Here is a 16,410-nt window from a genome sequence, read left to right as displayed (position 1 = left end):
CAGCGCGCCGGGGCGGATTTTTTCATGGGATCAGGGGGCCTCGACCTCGAAGGTGAACACCCCCTCGTTCTCCCGCGTGAGGGAGGTGGTCAGGATCACCGTGCTCTTCCGCTGCTCTCCGCGCAGGTCCAGCAGGACAGGGGCCTCGCAGGTCAGAAAGACCGGTTCCGGGCGCGTGTCCGTAGACGGGAAGTAGAACGTCACCGAGACCCTGTGCATGGACTTCCGAAAGAGCCAGGGGACCACCACTTCGTCCATCGCCGCCAGCGGATGCGTCGTGCCGCTGTCATCAAGGGGCATGCGGTTCAGGTCCGCCTCGGCGGCGTCCAGCGTTTCGCCGTCCCGGTCCACCTCCCAGACCCGGAGGTCCGTGATGGCGAACTCGCTCTCGTTGACCAGCTTCATCTTGATGGTGGCGTTCTTGCAGCCGGACAACGACAGCAGGACACACACCGCCGAAACCGTCAGGACCGCGCGAAGAATCCGGGTAGTCATGGCACACCGCTCCTATGGTCTGTTCCCCCGTGGGAACCCGTCTGTCAACAGTTTACAGGAAGCCCCGCTGATTCCGCAAGCAAAAATATCGCCCCCCACAAGCCAAGGGGGCCGGGGAAACCAGCGAACAGAGCAACCACCGATGAACACCGATGAACACTGATGAAGCAGGAAAAGAAACGGCTTTTCCGGGAGCGGCCGCGGCATTTAGAGGCTGAAACGCCGTACCTGGAACAAGATGCCGGGAACACGCAGCGAGGTGGCACGGGCTGGAAGCCCGTGCCACCTCGGTGCCCATGCTCGACGTCCTTTTCAAAACACCCATCCCGATGTGAAACTGCTCCACCCCGCGAAGCTGGCACTTTCTTGGCACCGGGGCGGCTTCGTTCCCGTGCATGCTCCGGTTCACGTCCATCCTCCCCGGCCCCCAGAGGATTTATCGGTGTTTATCACTGTTCATCGGTGGTTCCCTCCCCGAAACCCCGCCATGTCCCGGACAGCCTCCGGCGGGTCACTCAGCGCCCGCCAGCACCCACGCCTCGTTGAACCGCGCATGCTTGATCGTGCTGCCCTTCACGTCCTTGCGCGTGTGGGAATAGGTCACATGGACCGTGCCGTCCGCCGCCTGAATCATGGACGGATACGAAAAGGACCCGTCCTCCTTGTCCGGCTCGCTCTCCAGCGCGCGCTTCACGGGCCAGGTTGCCCCCTCGTCCCCGGAACGGTACACCGTCAGCTTGTGGCGGCCGTCGGTGGTGTCGTTGCACACCAGCAGCCACGCGCCGCTCTTCAGCACCACCACGTCCACGCTGGAGCCGGGGTTCCAAATGTCCATGGACTCCACGGCGGACCAGGTGTCGCCCAGGTCCTTCGACTCGGCGCGACGGATGCGCTTGGGCAGGCCGTTGTCCCGCATGAACGAAACCACGGTGCCGTCCTTCTTCTGGGCAAAGGCGGGCTGGATGTTGGAAATCTTGAGCAGGCTCTCGTCGAGGATCGGGGTGCCGCAGGTCCAGGTGGCCCCGTCGTCCTCGGTCCACGCGGCGACCGAGCAGTTGAACACGTCGGAGTACAGGCCGAGGAGCATGCGCTTTTCGGAGACCATGAGCGGGTGGATGCGGGTCATCCAGCCGAGGCGCTGGTGCAGCTTGTCCTGGGCGCGCTCCCGCGCCTTGGCTGCCTCCTCCTTGATCTCGGGGGCGGCGTCCAGCATGGGTCCCAGAACCTCCAGCCCCGTGTCCACCACCTTGAGGAAACGCTCCTCCAGTTCGCGGGGGCGGGTGTGGATCACGTCCTGCCACTGCCAGACGGGCGGCCCGTCGTTGGTGTAGTCGGTGGACACGCGGCACTTGAGCAGCGCGCCTCCCCACTGGTTGTCCTGGATGGCCACCCAGAAGAGCCACAGCTTTCCCTTCGGGTCCATGAACAGCACGGGGTTGCAGTCGGGCAGGTCGGGCGTGTCGGCCATGACGAAGGGGGCCTCCCACGTGTCCGACCCGGCGCGCCTCCGGGACCCCTGCACCATCACGTCGTCGGACTGGCGCTCGCCGGATCCGTGGAACCAGCAGGCAAGGAGGTCGCCGTTGGGCGCCTGCACAATGCTGGACCCGTGGTTGTGCTGGTCGTTCACGGGAAAAATGAACCCCGCCTCGTGGACGGGGGTGTCGGCGGCCGCCAGGGCCATGCAGAACAGAACAGCGCCGGTGAGGGTCATGAGGGGGTCTCCCGCGCGTCCGCGCGTCACAGCCATTGCACGAATTCAAGCACGTTGTTGTCCGGGTCCGCAACATAGGCCCAGCGGACCTTGCCGGGGATTTCGAGCGGCCCCGCCAGCAGCGGCACCCCCGCCGCGCCCAGCCGCGCGGCCATCGCGTCCACATCCTCCACACCCAGGGCGACGTGGGGGCAGTACGGGGGCTCCGGCGCGGGGGTGCTGAAGGGCGCGGGCCGGTTCTCCGCGTCCAAGGGCTGGAGCAGCTCCAGGTTTCCCCCCCCGGCCTCCAGATAGGCAAAGGCCTCGTGGTGGTCCGTGTCCAGCTCGCGGAACATGAACGGGAGGCCGATCGTCTCGGTGTAGAAGGCGATGGACGCGTCCAAGTCGGCGACGCGCAGGGCCACATGGTCCAACCGGGGCATGGTCACCTCCCGAGGGAAACCCTCAGAGCAGCTCACTCTTCACATGGGCCACGGCGTTGCGGAACACGCGCATGCCCATCCCCTCCTCCGGCAGGTCGTCCCGCCGGGTCCATTCGGGGTGGTTGGTGCGGTCCTGGAACGCCTCCGGATGCGGCATGAGCCCGAACACGCGCCCGGAGGGGTCGCAGATGCCGGCGATGTCGTCCGCCGCGCCGTTGGGGTTGAAGGGGAACTCGCCGCCCGCCGGGGATCCGTCGGGCCGCACATAGCGGAGCCCCACCTGGCCGCCGGCCTTCAGGCGGGCCAGGGTGGCGTCGTCCGCCGGAATGAACTTTCCCTCGCCGTGCCGGACGGGCAGGTCCAGGTATTCCATGCCCTTCAGCCAGACGCAGCGGGTGTCCGGGTCCACCTTGAGCCGTATCCAGCGGTTCTCGAAGCGGCAGGTGTCGTTCCACGCCAGCGTCACCTCCTGCCGGAATTCGCCGTCGAAGAGCGGCAGCAGGCCCATCTTCACCATGACCTGGAACCCGTTGCAGATGCCGATGATCAGCTTGCCGTCGGCGATGAACTGCCGGACGGGGCCGCCCAGCTTGCCGCGCAGGCGGTTGGCCAGGATCTTCCCCGACGCCACATGGTCGCCGAAGGAGAAGCCGCCGGGGATGGCCATGATGTGGTAGTCCCCCAGCAGGGCCGGGTCGGCGATGACATCGTTGAGATGCACCCGCCGCGCGGACGCGCCCGCGCGCGCCAGGGCGCCCTGGGTCTCGTTGTCGCAGTTGATCCCGAATCCGGTGAGCACGATCGCGTTGACCGACATGTGTCCTGTCCTCAAGGTAATGGCGCGCCCGCGCCGCCCGCGTTCACCACGCGAGCGGCGATTTCCAGGCGTGTTTCAGTTCCATGATGTCCGCCTCCACCCTGCCGCCGTCGCCGCAGCGCACGGAGAGGACGGGTTCGGCGGTGACGCATCCCACGGGGTGCACCGGGCTGCCTGCCAGGGCCTCCTCGAAGGCCTCGGCGTCGGCCCGGCGCACGGTGACGACGAACCGGCTCTGGCTCTCGGAGAAGAGGGCGGCCGCGCCGCAGGAGGCCCCGATGCCGGAGAGGTCAATTTCCATGCCCAGGCCGCCGGCAAAGGCAGTCTCGGCGAGGGCCGCCGCGAGGCCGCCGTCGGAGCAGTCGTGGCAGGAGGCCACCAGCCCGCCCGCGATGGCGCGGTGCAGGCGCTCGTACAGCTTCCGCGCGGAGAGGGGGTTCACCAGCGGCGCGGCGCCGCCCGCGAGGCCCCTCACGGCGAACCACTCGCTGCCGCCCAGCTCGTCCAGCGTGTCGCCGAGGACGTAGACGTAGTCCCCGGCGCCCTTGGCGTCCATGGAGACGACGCGGGTGGCGTCGTCCATCACGGCGGCGGCCGTGAACAGCACCGTCGGCGGAATCGAGATCTTCGTGTCGCCGATCTTGTAGTCGTTCTTCATGCTGTCCTTCCCGCTGATGAGCGGGATGTCGTAGGCGACGCACAGGTCGTAGAGGGTCTCGCAGGCCTCGACGAGCTGCGCCAGCTTGTGGCGGCCGTCCGGGGTCTTGTCGCTCTGCACCGGGTCGGGCCAGCAGAAGTTGTCCAGCCCGGCGATGCGGCCCATGGGCGCGCCCACGGCCACGAGGTTGCGCACGGCCTCGTCAATGGCGCAGGCCATCATGCTGCGCGCGTCGAGGTCGGCGTATTTCGGCGCGATGCCGCAGGCGACCGCGATGCCGCGTTTGGAGCCGGGCACGGGGCGGATGACCCCCGCGTCGCCGGGGCCGTCGTGCGCCACGCCTTGGAACTGCTTGAGCACGCTCTGCCCGAGCACCTCGTGGTCGTACATGCGCACGAAGGACTCCTTACTGCACACGTTGAGCGCGCCGAGCACCTGCTTCAGGTCCTCGGTGAAGTCCTCGCCCGCGGGCAACGCGGGGGCCGCGGCGGGCGGCGCCGGGTCGAGGCGCGCCTCCAGCCGCATCCGCGGCAGGCCGCCGTGGAGGAACTCCATGTCGAGGGAGCCGATGCGCTTGCCGCCGAAGCAGCAGTCGAGGCGGCCGGAGTCCGTGAAGGTGCCCAGCACCGTGGCCTCCACCTCGCGGCGGCGGGCCAGGTCCAGAAAGGCGTCAATGCTTTCCGGCGGCACGGAGAGCGTCATGCGCTCCTGCGCCTCGCTCAGGAAGATCTCCCAGGGCGCCAGCCCCGCGTACTTCAGCGGGGCGCGGTCGAGGTGGATCTCCGCCCCGCCCGAAGCGCGCGCCATCTCGCCCACGCTGGAGGAAAGGCCGCCCGCGCCGTCGTCGGTGATGCAGGAGAAAAGGCCCGCGTCGCGCGCCTCCATGAGGAAGTCGGCCATCTTCTTCTGCGTGATCGGGTCGCCGATCTGCACCGCCGTGGCGGGGGAGCCCTCGTGCAGCTCCTCGGAGGAGAAGGTCGCCCCGTGGATGCCGTCCTTGCCGATGCGGCCGCCGGTCATGACGATGAGGTCGCCGGGCCGCGCGCCCTTCTCGTGGCTGGGCCTGCCGGCCACCTCGGCGGGGATGATGCCGCCGGTGCCGCAGAAGACCAGCGGCTTGCCCAGAAAGCGCTCGTGGAAGACGATGGCGCCGTTGATGTCGGGGATGCCGCTCTGGTTGCCGCCGTCGCGCACGCCGCTGTGGACGCCGCGCAGGACGCGCCGCGGGTGCAGGAGGCGCTTGGGAATCTCGCCGCCGTGGAAGGGCGACGCAAAACAGAACACGTCGGTGTTGAAGACGCAGCGGCAGCCGAGCCCCGCCCCGAGCACGTCGCGGTTGACGCCCACAATGCCGGTCATGGCGCCGCCGTAGGGGTCCAGGGCCGACGGGCTGTTGTGGGTCTCCGCCTTGAGCGCGAAGTGGTGCCGGTCGTCGAAGCGGATGATGCCCGCGTTGTCCTCGAAGACGGAGACCAGCCAGTCCACGCGCCTGGCGACGGCGTCGGTCGTGCCCTTGACATAGGTTTTGAAAAGGCCGTCAATCTCGCGGGTGTTCCCGTCGGCGTCGGTGTACTCGATGGCGGCGGAGAAAATCTTGTGCTTGCAGTGCTCGGACCAGGTCTGGGCGAGGCACTCCAGCTCGATGTCCGTCGGCGCGGCGGGCATCCCCAGGGCGGCGCGGGCGGCGCGGGTCTCCGGCGAGGCGTAGTGCGCCTGGATCACCTTCATCTCCGTCAAATCGAGGGCGAGCATCATGTCGCGGCTGAGCGCCGACAGCTCCCCGTCCGGCAGGTCCAGCGGAATCTCGCGAACCGTCACATCCCCGCGCTGGGTGACCACGGGCAGGGCCAGCAGGGGCTTCCCGTCCAGGTCGGCCATCTCCGGGGCGGTCCTCACCACGGCCTGCTCGATCAGCTCGTTCGCCAGCGCGCCCGACGCGATCCGCTCCGCCGCGGCGCGGTCCACGCCCCACAGGGCGTAGAGCGTGGACTTGAAGACCGCGTCGCCCTCCGGCAGGGGACGGCCCAGCGTGTCCTGGGCGCCCTCGCGGGCGCTGCGGCCCACGTTGTCCGTGACGCCGGGGAGGAAGCCCACCTCGACCACGCAGTCGGCGCCCGTGACCACGGAGCGGTTCACCGCGGACTCCTGGATGACAGGGTCCGTGAACAGCTCCGCGCGCAGGCGCTCCAGCTCTTCGGGGGAAAACTCCCCGAGCAGGGTGTAGACGTCCACCAGGCGGGCCTCGCGGACATGGACGCCGAGGTCCTCCCGCAGGCGGGCGCAGAGGGCGACCCCTGCGGGGTCCGGACGCCCGGACTTCATCGCGACTTCGATCCTATTCACCGGCATAACGCAGTTTCCCTATGTAATGGACGCGCCGCTCGCCGCGCGTGATCCGGCCCACCACCTGGCAGGTCTTCCCCGCGAGTCCTATGGTCTCCAGCGCCCGCTCGACATCTTTCTCGGGGACGACCACCATGAAGCCGACGCCCACGTTGAAGGTGCGGAGCATCTCCAGCTCCTCAACGTTGCCCGCCTCCTGAAGGAAACGGAACACGCCGGGAACCTCCCAGGCCTCCAGGTTCACCTCGGCGCCCAGCCCCTCCGGCAGGATGCGCGGGAAGTTCTCCGTGATGCCGCCGCCCGTGATGTGGGCCATCCCCCGGACCTCCACCACCTTCATCACCAGCTGCATCAGCTTGGCGTAGCTGACGTGCGGCTCCATGAGCGCCTCGGCCACCGTGCGGCCCGTGTGGGGCATGGCGTCGTTGACCCCGAGCCCCGCCGCCTCGAACACGATCTTCCGCGCCAGGCTGTACCCGTTCGTGTGCAGCCCGGAGGAGGGCAGGCCAAGAATCACGTCGCCCTCCCGGATCGCCGACCCGTCCACGATCTTCTTCCGGTCCACAATCCCCACGATCGTGCCGGCCAGGTCGTACTCCTGCGGCTGGTACATGTCCGGCATCTCCGCCGTCTCCCCGCCGATGAGCGCGCAGCCGGCGTAGCGGCAGCCCGTCGTCAGCCCGCGGAGCACATCCACCACCACCTGCGGCTCCAGTTTCCCGACGGCGAAATAGTCAAGGAAAAACAGGGGGCGCGCCCCCTGCACCAGGATGTCGTTCACGCAGTGGGAGACCAGGTCTATCCCGACCGTGTCGTGCTTGCCCGTCATGAAGGCCAGCTTGAGCTTCGTGCCCACGCCGTCCACGCTGGACACCAGCACCGGCTCCTCCAGGTTCTGGAGGTCGAGCTGGTACATGGCCCCAAAACTGCCGATGTCCTGGAGAACCTGGTCATTGAAGGTCTTCTTGACCAGTCCCTTGATCTCGGCCAGGGCCTCGTTGGCCGCGTCAATATTGACCCCGGCGTCCCGGTAATTCATCGGCTTTTTGTGTTCGCTCATCAGTGCAACCGCCTTTCTCGCGCCGCTGTCGGCCCCGGAAGCATACCCTTTCGCCCCCCCCGGTATCCAATGAAATGTTATGATGAACCGATAAGTTCTGCTTATGGAACGCCCGGGAGACCCCGCCATGACCATCGAGTCCCTTCGCTGCTTCTGCGCCGTCGCCGAAACGGGAAACTTCCGGCGCGCCGCCGAGCGGGTGTTCCGCTCGCAGCCCGCCGTGAGCCAGCAGATCAAGGCCCTGGAACGCCAGCTGGGCTATGCCCTGGTCAACCGGCGCACGGGGCGGCTCACGGCGCAGGGGGAGGAGTTCTACTCCCGGGCCTCCGCCATTGTGCGGTCGTTCAACGCCCTGGAACGGGACATGGCGGACCGGGGCCCCGCGGGGGCGGGGGAGTTCCGCCTGGGCGCGAGCGACACGACGGCGGTCCATTTCCTGCCGCCGCATGTGCGCCGCTTCACCGAACGGATGCCGCGCACGCGGCTGGTCATCACGACGCGCAGTTCGGACGCCATCGCGGCGCAGGTGCTGCGCGGCGAGCTGGACCTGGGCCTGGTGACCCTGCCGCAGAACCACCCCGAGCTGGAGGAGGCGGCGCTGTTCCGGCAGCGTCTGGTGCCGGTGGTGCCGGCGGGGCATCCCCTGGCGGCGGCCGGGGAAGTCCATTGGTCCGACCTGGCCGGCCTGCCCATGCTCTTGATAGACCGGCGCACCCGCACAGGCGCGGCGCTCCGGGAGCATTTTGAGCAGGTGGGTTTTTCGCCCCAGGTGGTGCTAGACAGCGGGTCCTTCGAGGTGGTCAAACGCTATCTCGCCGAGGGCGCGGGGGTCTCGTTTCTTCCCGAGGGCATCCTGACCCCGTCGGACACGGGGCTGCGGGCGCTGGAGATGCCGGACCTGCAAGAGATCGTCATCGGCGCGCTTTGGCGCCGCGACACCCCGCTTTCCCGCGCGGCGGGGGTCTTTCTGGAGACACTGGGGGGGACGGTCCCCGGTCAGCGGGGCTGATAGGCCTTCACCCCGCCCACGGGGGGCAGCACGATGGATTCCGGCGGCCTTGCGGGGGTTTCGATGCGCTTCATGAGCAGGCCGACGGCGGCCCGGCCGATTTCCTCGCCCGGCTGCGCGGCCAGCAGCATGGGAATGCCGCGCCGCGCGGCGAACTCATCGTCGTCCGAAGTGGCGATCTCCACATCCTCGGGAATCCGGTATCCCAGGGAGGCCAGGCAGTCCGCCACCGCAATGGCCAGGCTGTCGTGGGAGCAGTAGAGGGCCGTGGGCTTGCACCGGCGCGCCATAATCCGCAGAAGCACCGTCTCCATCTCCGGGGTGGCGGGGTCAATGGGGCCCTCCAGCTCCGGGGGGGCTTCCAGTCCCGCCGCCGCCAGGGCCGCGCGCCAGCCCTCCCGGCGGTTCCGCGTGCTGGAGATCATGTTCGTGTCCCGCACAAAGGCGACCTGGGTGTGGCCGCGCTGGATCAGCGCCTCCGTCAGCCCGCAGCCCAGCGCGAAATTGTCCGTCGTCACGCAGTCCACGCCCGGCGCCGCCTCGCCGTGGTCAACCATCACCACCGCGCAGCCCCGGTCCCGCAGGGAGGCCAGGATGGACGCCGTCTCCGGCGTGTCATGCTGGAGCCACAGCGCCAGCCCCTTCACCCCGATCTCGCCCACATGGTGGAGAAACTCCACCTCGTGGGCCGTCGTGAAACTCACCGCGTAGGTGATGGACTGGAATGCCGCCGCGCTCGCCCCCGCATTGAACGCCTCGACGATCCGGCGGCAGTACAGCGACTGGTACGTCGGCACGGCGACGGCCAGCAGCCCCTCGCCCGAGCAGTGCAGCACGTTCCTGGCCCAGGCCTCGCGCGGCGCCACCCGCGACCGGCTCCCCCGCGACCGCGTGATGAACCCCTCCGACTCCAAGTCGCGCAGCGCCTGCCGCGCCGTCGCCCGGCCCACTTGGTACGAGGCCGCCAGCTGCAGCTCCGAAGGCACCACCCCGTCCACGGGATAGCGCCCCTGGAGGATACCATCCCGGATATCCTTCCTGATCCTCGCAATCACCTCTAAATTCTCCTGCATCGTCCCGTCTCCCATCGTCCCGGTTGTCACCCGCAAAACCCCGCCTATCATGCGGAAAGCGCCCCGCAACATGCAAACCGGAAACGCGCAAAAAACGGAGGGGCCAGGGCACGCGGAACGGCCTCCGGATTTCCCGGCAACCCCGAAGTGGCACGGGCGGAGCCCCTTGGAGTGCGGTGGCGTGCCGCCGCCTTTCTTCGCGCGGGCTTGCCCGCGCGCGGGGACGTTTCAAACCGGGGCGGGACGTCGTTCCAAATTCCTCGCGGGCCCTGGTCTGGAAGGCGGCAGCAGGCTGCCGCACTCCAAGGCGCGCTGCGCGCGCGGCCCGTCTGGGGTCAAGGGCCCGGCGTTTTCCCTTCTCCACGCCAACCGCGAACGGTGAGCCAGCCGCTGAAGGCGCAGTAGTAGGCGATGTAGACCCAGGAGGCGGCAAGGAAGGGATGGTGGCGGCCTTCGGGGTAAAGGAGCATGACGGCCAGAAGGCACGCGGCCCACAGGAGGCCGAGCGCGACGGTCAGTGGGCGCAGGGGTTGCGTGCGGCTGGGGTAGAGGCAGCGCAGGGGCAGAAAGGACGCGACGCAGCAGACGAGGATGACCGCGAGGTTGAGCACGGGGGGCATACCGGTCATATAGAGGTAGAAGACGAGGATGTTCCAGTAGGAGGGGAACCCGCTGAAGGTGTGGTCGTCGGTTTTGGCGTCGCTGCGGCTGAACTGGTAGGCGGAGGCGTAGAGGATGCCCGCCACGGCGGGCCAGGCCCATCCGGCGGGCACCAGGGGGATTTGAAGGAGAAACCAGGCGGGCACGACGGTGTAGGTGAAGAAGTCCACGATGTTGTCGAGCAGCGCGCCGTCCACGCCGGGGAGGACCTTCTTGACGCGGAGGCTGCGGGCGAGAAACCCGTCCACGGAGTCCACGGCGACGGTGGCGGCCATCCACCAGAACGCGGCAAGGGCGTCGCCGCGCGTGGCGGCGGCCGCGGCCAGCAGGCCGAGCAGGGCGCCGGAGGCGGTGAAGAAGTGGACGCCCCACGCCGCGGCCAGCGCGGCGAAAGCCGGGCGCGTCTGTCCGCCGGAGCCGGTCATGGTGAGGTCCCCTGCTGCTCGCGCAGGGCGCGGCGCTGGGGGGCGATCTCGCGGCGGAACCGGGCCACGGCCTTGAGGTGCTCCTCCTCGGTGACGCTGAAGGTGTGGGTGCGGCCGTCGGCGTTGGACACGAAGAAAACCCATTTGCCCGTTTCCGGGCGGAGGGCCGCACGCAGGCTGGCGGTGCCGGGGCTGCAGATCGGGCCGGGGGGCAGGCCCGTGTTGAGGTAGGTGTTGTAGGGCGAGTCGGTCTGGAGGTCCGTCTCCAGGATGCGCTGGCCGTATTTCTGGAGGGCGTACTGGAGGGTCGAGTCCATCTGGAGGCGCATGCCCCTGTCGAGGCGGTTGTAGAGGACGCGGGCGACCTTCGGGCGCTCCTCGTCGGCGCGGGTCTCCTCCTCCACGATGGAGGCCACCGTGACCACGCGCAGCTTGTCGAGTTTCTCCGCCCCCGGCACCTCGGCCAGGCATTTCCGGTACTCCCGCTCGAACTGGGAAAGCATGCGCTCCACCAGCTCGCGGCCCGTGGGGGCCTGGTCGAAATAGTAGGTGTTGGGCATGAGGAATCCCTCGAGGCTCGGCGCGTTCACGCCCGCGCGCGCGACCAGCTCCGGGTCGCGCGCCGCCTGTGCAAACCCCTCCGGGTCCGGGGTCAGGGCCGCCGCCTGCGCGATGCCCAGCCCCTCGGGAATGGTCACCTTGAACTGGTTTTCGAGGATCATGCGGTCGGGGCCGGACTGGAGTTTTTCCAGGAGCTGCCGCGCCGACCAGCCGCGCCGCAGGGTGTATTCGCCGTGGCGGATGCCCTTGGGCGCCGGGTCCAGCTTGAGGGCCAGCCAGAAGAACAGCTCATGCTCGATCAGGCCGTGGTCGGCCAGAATCCGCCCCACGTCGCGGCCCGTGGTCCCCTCGGGCACGGCCACCGCAAGCTCCGCGCCGGGCACGCCCGGCTGGGTGACATGGTCGTACACCGCGAAGGCCAGCAGCCCAGCCATCCCCCCGGCGACCAGCAACGCCGCGAACGCGATGGACAGCAGGGTGAGCAGGAGGCGCGCGAAAGAGCGCCGTTTCTTCCCGCCGCCGGAAAGGTCTCCGCCCCCCATGGCCTACTCCGCCGCCGCGCGCCGGGACGCGGCGCGGTCGAGCCAGGCCTGGAGGATGTGCGCGGCGGCAACCTTGTCCACCACGCCGCGGCGGTTTTCGCGGCGCATGTTCGCCGAGATAAGCACGCGCTCCGCCGACACCGTGGTGAGCCGCTCGTCCTGCAGGACCACCGGCAGGGGGATTTCGCGGGAAAACTCCTCCATGAAGGCGCGCACCTTGGCCGCCTGGGGCCCCTCGTCCCCGCTGGACTCCAGCGGCAGCCCCGCCACCACCAGCACCGCCTCGCGCTCCGCCGCCATCCGTTTCAGCTCCGCGAGCGCCACCGCGCGCGGCGCGGCTTTCACCACGCCGTGGGGGCTGGCAATGACCCGCAACGGGTCGCTGAACGCGACGCCAATGCGCGCGTCGCCCACGTCCAGCGCCATGACGCGGCCCAGGTCACCCATGATCGGCGGCCCTTCCCGCCCGCGCCTCGGCGCGCCATAGCGCCCAGCACATCGCAAACCGCGACGCCGTCGGCCCCGGTTCAATCATTTGAATCCGGGTGCGCAGAAACAGCGCATCAATCTTGGATGTGAGCGCCTCCGATGCGATCTTGCGGGAGAGAGCGCGTCCCGAGATCATGCCGCGAAGCGCCGAGAGCTCAAGCACGCACCCCAGCATGTCCGTCAGGCGGTGAAGTTCCTCCGCCAGTGCGGTGACGGGGCCCGGCCAGCATCCGGCCAGCAGTTCCGCCTGGTAGCGCAAATCCTTGACACGCTTGCGCGATTCATGCAGCCCCGCCGTGTCGTCCTGCGGCCAGCTGGCACGGCAGGCCTCCTGCGCGCCCTTCAACGACCTCTTCAGCCCGCGCTTCAACACCCCCTCTTCCTTACTGGAGGGAATGCGCAGGGAGAAATCCGTCTCGGCGAGCAGACGTTTCAGCCGCCGGACCGCCAGGGCCGCGCACTTGCGCGCCTCGTCCCGGTCGTCCGCGGCGATGCCGTCGCGCAGGGCCTCCAGCGTCCGCCGCGCCGCCGGGGACAGGTCGTCCCGCGCCAGCAGCCGTTCCGCCGTCTCGCACAGCGCCGCGTCGTCGCGGACAGCGGAAACCGCGCGCCCCGCATCGCGGAGTTTGCGGTTCCAGGCGCGGTACTGCTCCTTCTCCAGGGCGGCGCGGCACAGTTTGAGCAGGGCGCGGGCCTTTTTCAGCCACTTGCGCCCCTCGTGGACGCCCGCGTCCAGCTCCTCGCCCGTGCGGGAAAACTCCCGCGCCGCGTTCTCCACGGCCGCGCGCATCAACCGCGCGAAGCCTTTGGCCAGTGTCTCTTTCGCGTCAAGCTGCCAAGTGTTCATGGGCCCATTCTACCCGCTGCGGGGCGCGCGCCGCCACCGAAAACAGAAGCCCGCCGTCCCCGGAGGGGATGGCGGGCGCGCTTAAACAAAAATGGCGGAGACGACGAGACTCGAACTCGCGACCTCCGGCGTGACAGGCCGGCGTTCTAACCAACTGAACTACGTCTCCGCACTGCGGGGCGAACCCCTCAAAGCGGCGAAATCTTACCTTATTCTTGTGCCCAAATGCAAGGTTTCTGCCCGCGCCGGTCAGGGTCAGACAGGTCCGACCTGTCCGACCCGTCGGACTAGGCGGACGGCGCGGCGGGCGTTTCGGTGTTGCCGTCGGCGTCCACCGAGAGGCCGCGCGACAGGTCCCAGACCCTGCCTGCGGCCTTCTCCACAAACTCGTCGCGCGTAAGCGCGAACAGGGGGCTCACCTCCAGGGGAACCGCCACACGGCCCCCGGCGTCCCGGGGCACGGCGGCCCCCGCAGCGTTGAACCAGCCGCCCCACCACTCGGCCATGGACTGGCGCGACGCGACCACGCTGTTGTCGCCCTCGAACTGCTTGGTGGGCGTGTACTCGCCGAGGCGGCCGATCTCGACCGCCACCGGGGCGTGGCGCACAAGCTGGAGGGCGTCGAACACGAAGGTCTCGAACTTGCAGCCGTTGGGGGTGTCGGGCTTCACCAGCTCGCCGGCGTCGTTCACGAAGGGGATTTTCTTGCGGGCCAGATGCCAGGGGAACCGGTCGAAGCGGTTGAAGACGCCCTGCACGAACTCGACGGACAGGATGTGCATGGCGGGGTTGCCGGCGAAATAGCGGACATTGCCCGCCGCGTCGGTCTCCAGCAGCTGCGGGTAAATGTCCAGCTCGCTATACTCGATGACCTGGTACACCCCGTCGCACAGGCAGTGGACGCCGACGGCCTCGCGGGCCGTGTTCTTGCGGTGGACCTTGGAGGACATCTCGGCGCCCTTGAGGGCGTGCCACCCGATGAAGTACGGGTCGGCCACCTTGACCGCCCAGTTGTCCACCTGGAAGTAGCTGAGCATCTCCACGCCGCGCGCCCGCGCGTCGTCGAGCACGCCGTTCTCCACCATTGCGGGGATGCAGCCGCCGTGGCCGTTGGGGTTCATGGCCAGCGAGCCGGGGGCCTCCAGCATGAAACGGCCCGCGCCGTCCATGCAGGGCACCATGCGCTGGCGCAGGAACACCACGTTCTCCGCGCCGAGGCCGAAATGGCCGTTCTCCGCGAAGTAGGCGCGCGTGGCGGCCTCGTTGGCCGCGCTCACCATGATGTACCATGGCAGCGCGCAGCCGAAGCGGCGGCGCAGGTTCAACAGCTTCTCCGCATGGTACTGGAAGAGCGTCTTCCCCGTCAGCGGCCCGATGGGGTAGCAGCCTTTCGGCCCGGGAAAGCCGAGGCGCGTGCCCTGGCCGCCCGCCACCAGGAACAGGCCAACCTTCCCCGCGCGCAGGGCGGCCTCGCCCGCGTCCCACGCCTCCGGGGCGCCCTCGCCGCGGTGGACTGCGGCGGGCAGCACGGGCACAGGCTCGATGCGCTCAAACCGGGCGGGCGGCGGCGTCTCGAGGATCCACTCCCGCGCAAGGCGCTCCATGAGCGGAAACTCCACCTGCGCGAGCTGTTCCAGCAGGCGGCCGCGCTCCTCCGCGTTCAACGTCCCCCAGAACCGGAACACATGCCCCTGTCCATGCGCCTCGCAGCGCCCCCTCAGCGTCTTCTCCATCTCCATCCTACAGCACACTCCTTGATTTTCCGTGTTTGTCCCGTTCCCGCCGCTGGGCGAGATTGGGCATGAGGCCGGGCTTGGCCCCTTCGGACAGCTCGTACTTCGAGCCGCACCCGTCGCAGAAGCCGTAGTCAAAGCCCGGCTGCTCCAGCGGCTCGTCGCACCTGGGGCACACCGCCTGCACGCGGGCGTACAGTTCGGCGGGCTTCTCGAACTCCAGACCGCAGCAGGGACAGCGGCGCATCATGCCGTTCCTGCGCCACACCTTGGTGAGGGCCTGCTCCTTGGAGCAGGCGCCGCACCACGCTCTTCTGGGCGGGAGGGGAAACTCGCCCCTCTCCCCCGCCGCGTCCGGCTTGGGGTCCTGGCGTCCAAAAAGGCCCATGAATCATTCTCCCGTGGCGGGCCCGGGAGGGCCGGGCTCCGGGGTGTCTCCCGGCGGCCTGGCCGCGCCGAACCACCGCACGCGCAGCCGTTCCTGAAAGGTCTTTTCGCCGGTCTGGATGTCCACCCGCAACGTCTCCTCGTGGCGGCCCGGCGGGGAATCCGGGGACCCTGACACGGTCAGCTGGAAACCCCGCCCGTCCCCGTCCGGCTGCACCGCCGCGGTGAGCCCCGCCACCTCCCCGGTTCCCGCGCAGGACAGCGGGGCCTCCGCGCGCACCGCCAGCACGGCAAACTGTCCCGCCGGCAGCAGCAGCACGCCCCCGGGGATGTCCGGGGTGAGGGTGTAGGGAGCCCGCACCTCGCCCGTCACGGGGACGCGGAAGTGGGGGAACCGCTTGACGTCGGTGGAGAGGAAAACCGCGCTTTCGAGGGAACCGGGGGCGGCCCAGTCCTCCAGGGTGACATGGATGAGCCATTCCGGTTTGCCGGGAACCTTCCAGTCGGCCTCGGGAACTTTCTCGATCTCGTGGCGCCAGGGGCCCGGCGGGGCCGTTTCGGCGGCGTCGGGCATGCGGTCGCCCGCGGCGGTGACCGTCACGGGCTCCTCGGTGAGCGTGGCCAGCCGCAGGGTGCGGCGGGTTTCCGTCCCCTTCTCCACGGTCCCGAAGTCGAGGGTTTCAGGCTCCAGCGAGAACTCGGGGTCCACCGTGGCGGCGACGTCGACGGTGACAGAGGGGTTGACGGGGTCGTTGCTCATGAAGGTGAGGGTCTTCACGGACTTGAAGCCGAAAATCCGGTTGGGGAAGACGGTCACCCGCACGTCGGCGCACCCGCCGGGGGGGATGATGTTCTTCCCGGGCGGCAGCTCGCCGCGGGTGCAGGCGCAGCTCGTCTGGATGTCCCGGATCACAAGGGGGCGCTTCCCGCGGTTGCAGACGGGCAGGGTGCGGTGCGCGGGCTCCGCGCGGGAGATGATGCCGAAGTCCATCTCGCGGTCAATCTCCAGCACGGCCCTCTCGTCCGGGGCGCTGCCCGCCGGGGGCAGGGTGGCGTCCACCCCCGCGTCGGAGGCGGGGTCCCCGGAGGGCACGCGCGTGGTGACCACGACCATGAAGGCCGTGACCAGCGCAATGAGGGCAAAGACAACGTGTCCCGCGCGCAGACGCATGTGG

At 69.1% G+C, this 16,410-nt stretch carries 15 protein-coding genes and 1 tRNA gene; 1 reads left to right on the top strand and 15 read right to left on the bottom strand.

Features of this window, described 5'->3' with window-relative positions:
• Positions 1 to 30 precede the first annotated feature (30 nt).
• From GXY15_09510 to GXY15_09485, 6 genes are all read right to left on the bottom strand, one after another.
• A complete protein-coding gene (locus tag GXY15_09510; protein ID NLV41445.1) occupies positions 31 to 495 on the bottom strand; it encodes a hypothetical protein in 465 nt (154 codons plus the stop codon).
• Between the two features lie 511 nt (positions 496 to 1,006).
• Positions 1,007 to 2,209 (bottom strand): neuraminidase (sialidase)-like protein, encoded by a 1,203-nt coding sequence (locus GXY15_09505; protein ID NLV41444.1) that lies wholly within the window; start codon positions 2,207 to 2,209, stop codon positions 1,007 to 1,009.
• 26 nt (positions 2,210 to 2,235) lie between these two features.
• Entirely contained in the window at positions 2,236 to 2,631 is a 396-nt protein-coding gene (locus GXY15_09500) for a VOC family protein (protein ID NLV41443.1), read from the bottom strand.
• 22 nt (positions 2,632 to 2,653) lie between these two features.
• Complete coding sequence (locus GXY15_09495) at positions 2,654 to 3,448, bottom strand: phosphoribosylformylglycinamidine synthase subunit PurQ (protein ID NLV41442.1); 795 nt, start codon at positions 3,446 to 3,448, stop codon at positions 2,654 to 2,656.
• Positions 3,449 to 3,491: 43 nt separating this feature from the next.
• The gene (locus tag GXY15_09490; protein ID NLV41441.1) at positions 3,492 to 6,455 is read right to left on the bottom strand and encodes a phosphoribosylformylglycinamidine synthase; all 2,964 of its coding nucleotides are present in this window, start codon (positions 6,453 to 6,455) and stop codon (positions 3,492 to 3,494) included.
• A complete protein-coding gene (locus tag GXY15_09485; protein NLV41440.1) occupies positions 6,442 to 7,509 on the bottom strand; it encodes a phosphoribosylformylglycinamidine cyclo-ligase in 1,068 nt (355 codons plus the stop codon). Before GXY15_09485 ends, GXY15_09490 begins: the two co-directional genes overlap by 14 nt.
• A gap of 127 nt (positions 7,510 to 7,636) precedes the next feature.
• Here GXY15_09485 and GXY15_09480 point away from each other — a divergent pair, with 127 nt between their 5' ends.
• Positions 7,637 to 8,518, top strand: coding sequence for a LysR family transcriptional regulator (locus tag GXY15_09480; GenBank protein NLV41439.1), 882 nt, complete (start codon positions 7,637 to 7,639; stop codon positions 8,516 to 8,518).
• Here the strand turns inward: GXY15_09480 and GXY15_09475 are convergent.
• The 9 genes from GXY15_09475 to GXY15_09435 form a co-directional block, all read right to left on the bottom strand.
• Complete coding sequence (locus GXY15_09475) at positions 8,506 to 9,591, bottom strand: GntR family transcriptional regulator (protein NLV41438.1); 1,086 nt, start codon at positions 9,589 to 9,591, stop codon at positions 8,506 to 8,508. The two genes, GXY15_09480 and GXY15_09475, sit on opposite strands and share 13 nt — an antisense overlap.
• A gap of 335 nt (positions 9,592 to 9,926) precedes the next feature.
• A complete protein-coding gene (locus tag GXY15_09470) occupies positions 9,927 to 10,676 on the bottom strand; it encodes a CDP-diacylglycerol O-phosphatidyltransferase (GenBank protein NLV41437.1) in 750 nt (249 codons plus the stop codon).
• Positions 10,673 to 11,779 (bottom strand): endolytic transglycosylase MltG, encoded by a 1,107-nt coding sequence (mltG, locus tag GXY15_09465; protein NLV41436.1) that lies wholly within the window; start codon positions 11,777 to 11,779, stop codon positions 10,673 to 10,675. The genes GXY15_09470 and mltG overlap by 4 nt, the downstream gene beginning before the upstream one ends.
• Positions 11,780 to 11,782: 3 nt before the next feature.
• Positions 11,783 to 12,226, bottom strand: a complete 444-nt coding sequence (ruvX, locus tag GXY15_09460) for a Holliday junction resolvase RuvX (protein ID NLV41435.1) — start codon at positions 12,224 to 12,226, stop codon at positions 11,783 to 11,785.
• Positions 12,219 to 13,115, bottom strand: coding sequence for a CHAD domain-containing protein (locus tag GXY15_09455; GenBank protein ID NLV41434.1), 897 nt, complete (start codon positions 13,113 to 13,115; stop codon positions 12,219 to 12,221). The genes ruvX and GXY15_09455 overlap by 8 nt, the downstream gene beginning before the upstream one ends.
• 92 nt (positions 13,116 to 13,207) lie before the next feature.
• Positions 13,208 to 13,284, bottom strand: a tRNA-Asp gene (locus GXY15_09450).
• Between the two features lie 118 nt (positions 13,285 to 13,402).
• Positions 13,403 to 14,854 carry a UDPGP type 1 family protein gene (locus GXY15_09445; GenBank protein NLV41433.1) on the bottom strand — a complete coding sequence of 484 codons (1,452 nt, stop codon included), beginning with the start codon at positions 14,852 to 14,854 and terminating at the stop codon, positions 13,403 to 13,405.
• 1 nt (position 14,855) lies between these two features.
• Positions 14,856 to 15,236, bottom strand: a complete 381-nt coding sequence (locus tag GXY15_09440; GenBank protein ID NLV41432.1) for a hypothetical protein — start codon at positions 15,234 to 15,236, stop codon at positions 14,856 to 14,858.
• A 3-nt stretch (positions 15,237 to 15,239) separates the two neighbouring features.
• A complete protein-coding gene (locus GXY15_09435; protein ID NLV41431.1) occupies positions 15,240 to 16,406 on the bottom strand; it encodes a DUF1573 domain-containing protein in 1,167 nt (388 codons plus the stop codon).
• Positions 16,407 to 16,410 lie beyond the last annotated feature (4 nt).

The organism is Candidatus Hydrogenedentota bacterium (assembly GCA_012730045.1).
Taxonomy (GTDB): Bacteria; Hydrogenedentota; Hydrogenedentia; order Hydrogenedentales; family CAITNO01; genus JAAYBR01.
Note: the sequence above shows the minus strand (reverse complement) of the source record. Positions and strands in the feature narration are given on the sequence as shown.

Bases quoted from the DNA above. Each gene is read 5' to 3' on its own strand.
- GXY15_09510 (NLV41445.1), bottom strand. From the start codon at position 495: ATGACTACCCGGATTCTTCGCGCGGTCCTGACGGTTTCGGCGGTGTGT.
- GXY15_09505 (NLV41444.1), bottom strand. From the start codon at position 2,209: ATGACCCTCACCGGCGCTGTTCTGTTCTGCATGGCCCTGGCGGCCGCC.
- GXY15_09500 (NLV41443.1), bottom strand. From the start codon at position 2,631: ATGCCCCGGTTGGACCATGTGGCCCTGCGCGTCGCCGACTTGGACGCG.
- GXY15_09495 (NLV41442.1), bottom strand. From the start codon at position 3,448: ATGTCGGTCAACGCGATCGTGCTCACCGGATTCGGGATCAACTGCGAC.
- GXY15_09490 (NLV41441.1), bottom strand. From the start codon at position 6,455: ATGCCGGTGAATAGGATCGAAGTCGCGATGAAGTCCGGGCGTCCGGAC.
- GXY15_09485 (NLV41440.1), bottom strand. From the start codon at position 7,509: ATGAGCGAACACAAAAAGCCGATGAATTACCGGGACGCCGGGGTCAAT.
- GXY15_09480 (NLV41439.1), top strand. From the start codon at position 7,637: ATGACCATCGAGTCCCTTCGCTGCTTCTGCGCCGTCGCCGAAACGGGA.
- GXY15_09475 (NLV41438.1), bottom strand. From the start codon at position 9,591: ATGCAGGAGAATTTAGAGGTGATTGCGAGGATCAGGAAGGATATCCGG.
- GXY15_09470 (NLV41437.1), bottom strand. From the start codon at position 10,676: ATGACCGGCTCCGGCGGACAGACGCGCCCGGCTTTCGCCGCGCTGGCC.
- mltG (NLV41436.1), bottom strand. From the start codon at position 11,779: ATGGGGGGCGGAGACCTTTCCGGCGGCGGGAAGAAACGGCGCTCTTTC.
- ruvX (NLV41435.1), bottom strand. From the start codon at position 12,226: ATGGGTGACCTGGGCCGCGTCATGGCGCTGGACGTGGGCGACGCGCGC.
- GXY15_09455 (NLV41434.1), bottom strand. From the start codon at position 13,115: ATGAACACTTGGCAGCTTGACGCGAAAGAGACACTGGCCAAAGGCTTC.
- GXY15_09445 (NLV41433.1), bottom strand. From the start codon at position 14,854: ATGGAGATGGAGAAGACGCTGAGGGGGCGCTGCGAGGCGCATGGACAG.
- GXY15_09440 (NLV41432.1), bottom strand. From the start codon at position 15,236: ATGGGCCTTTTTGGACGCCAGGACCCCAAGCCGGACGCGGCGGGGGAG.
- GXY15_09435 (NLV41431.1), bottom strand. From the start codon at position 16,406: ATGCGTCTGCGCGCGGGACACGTTGTCTTTGCCCTCATTGCGCTGGTC.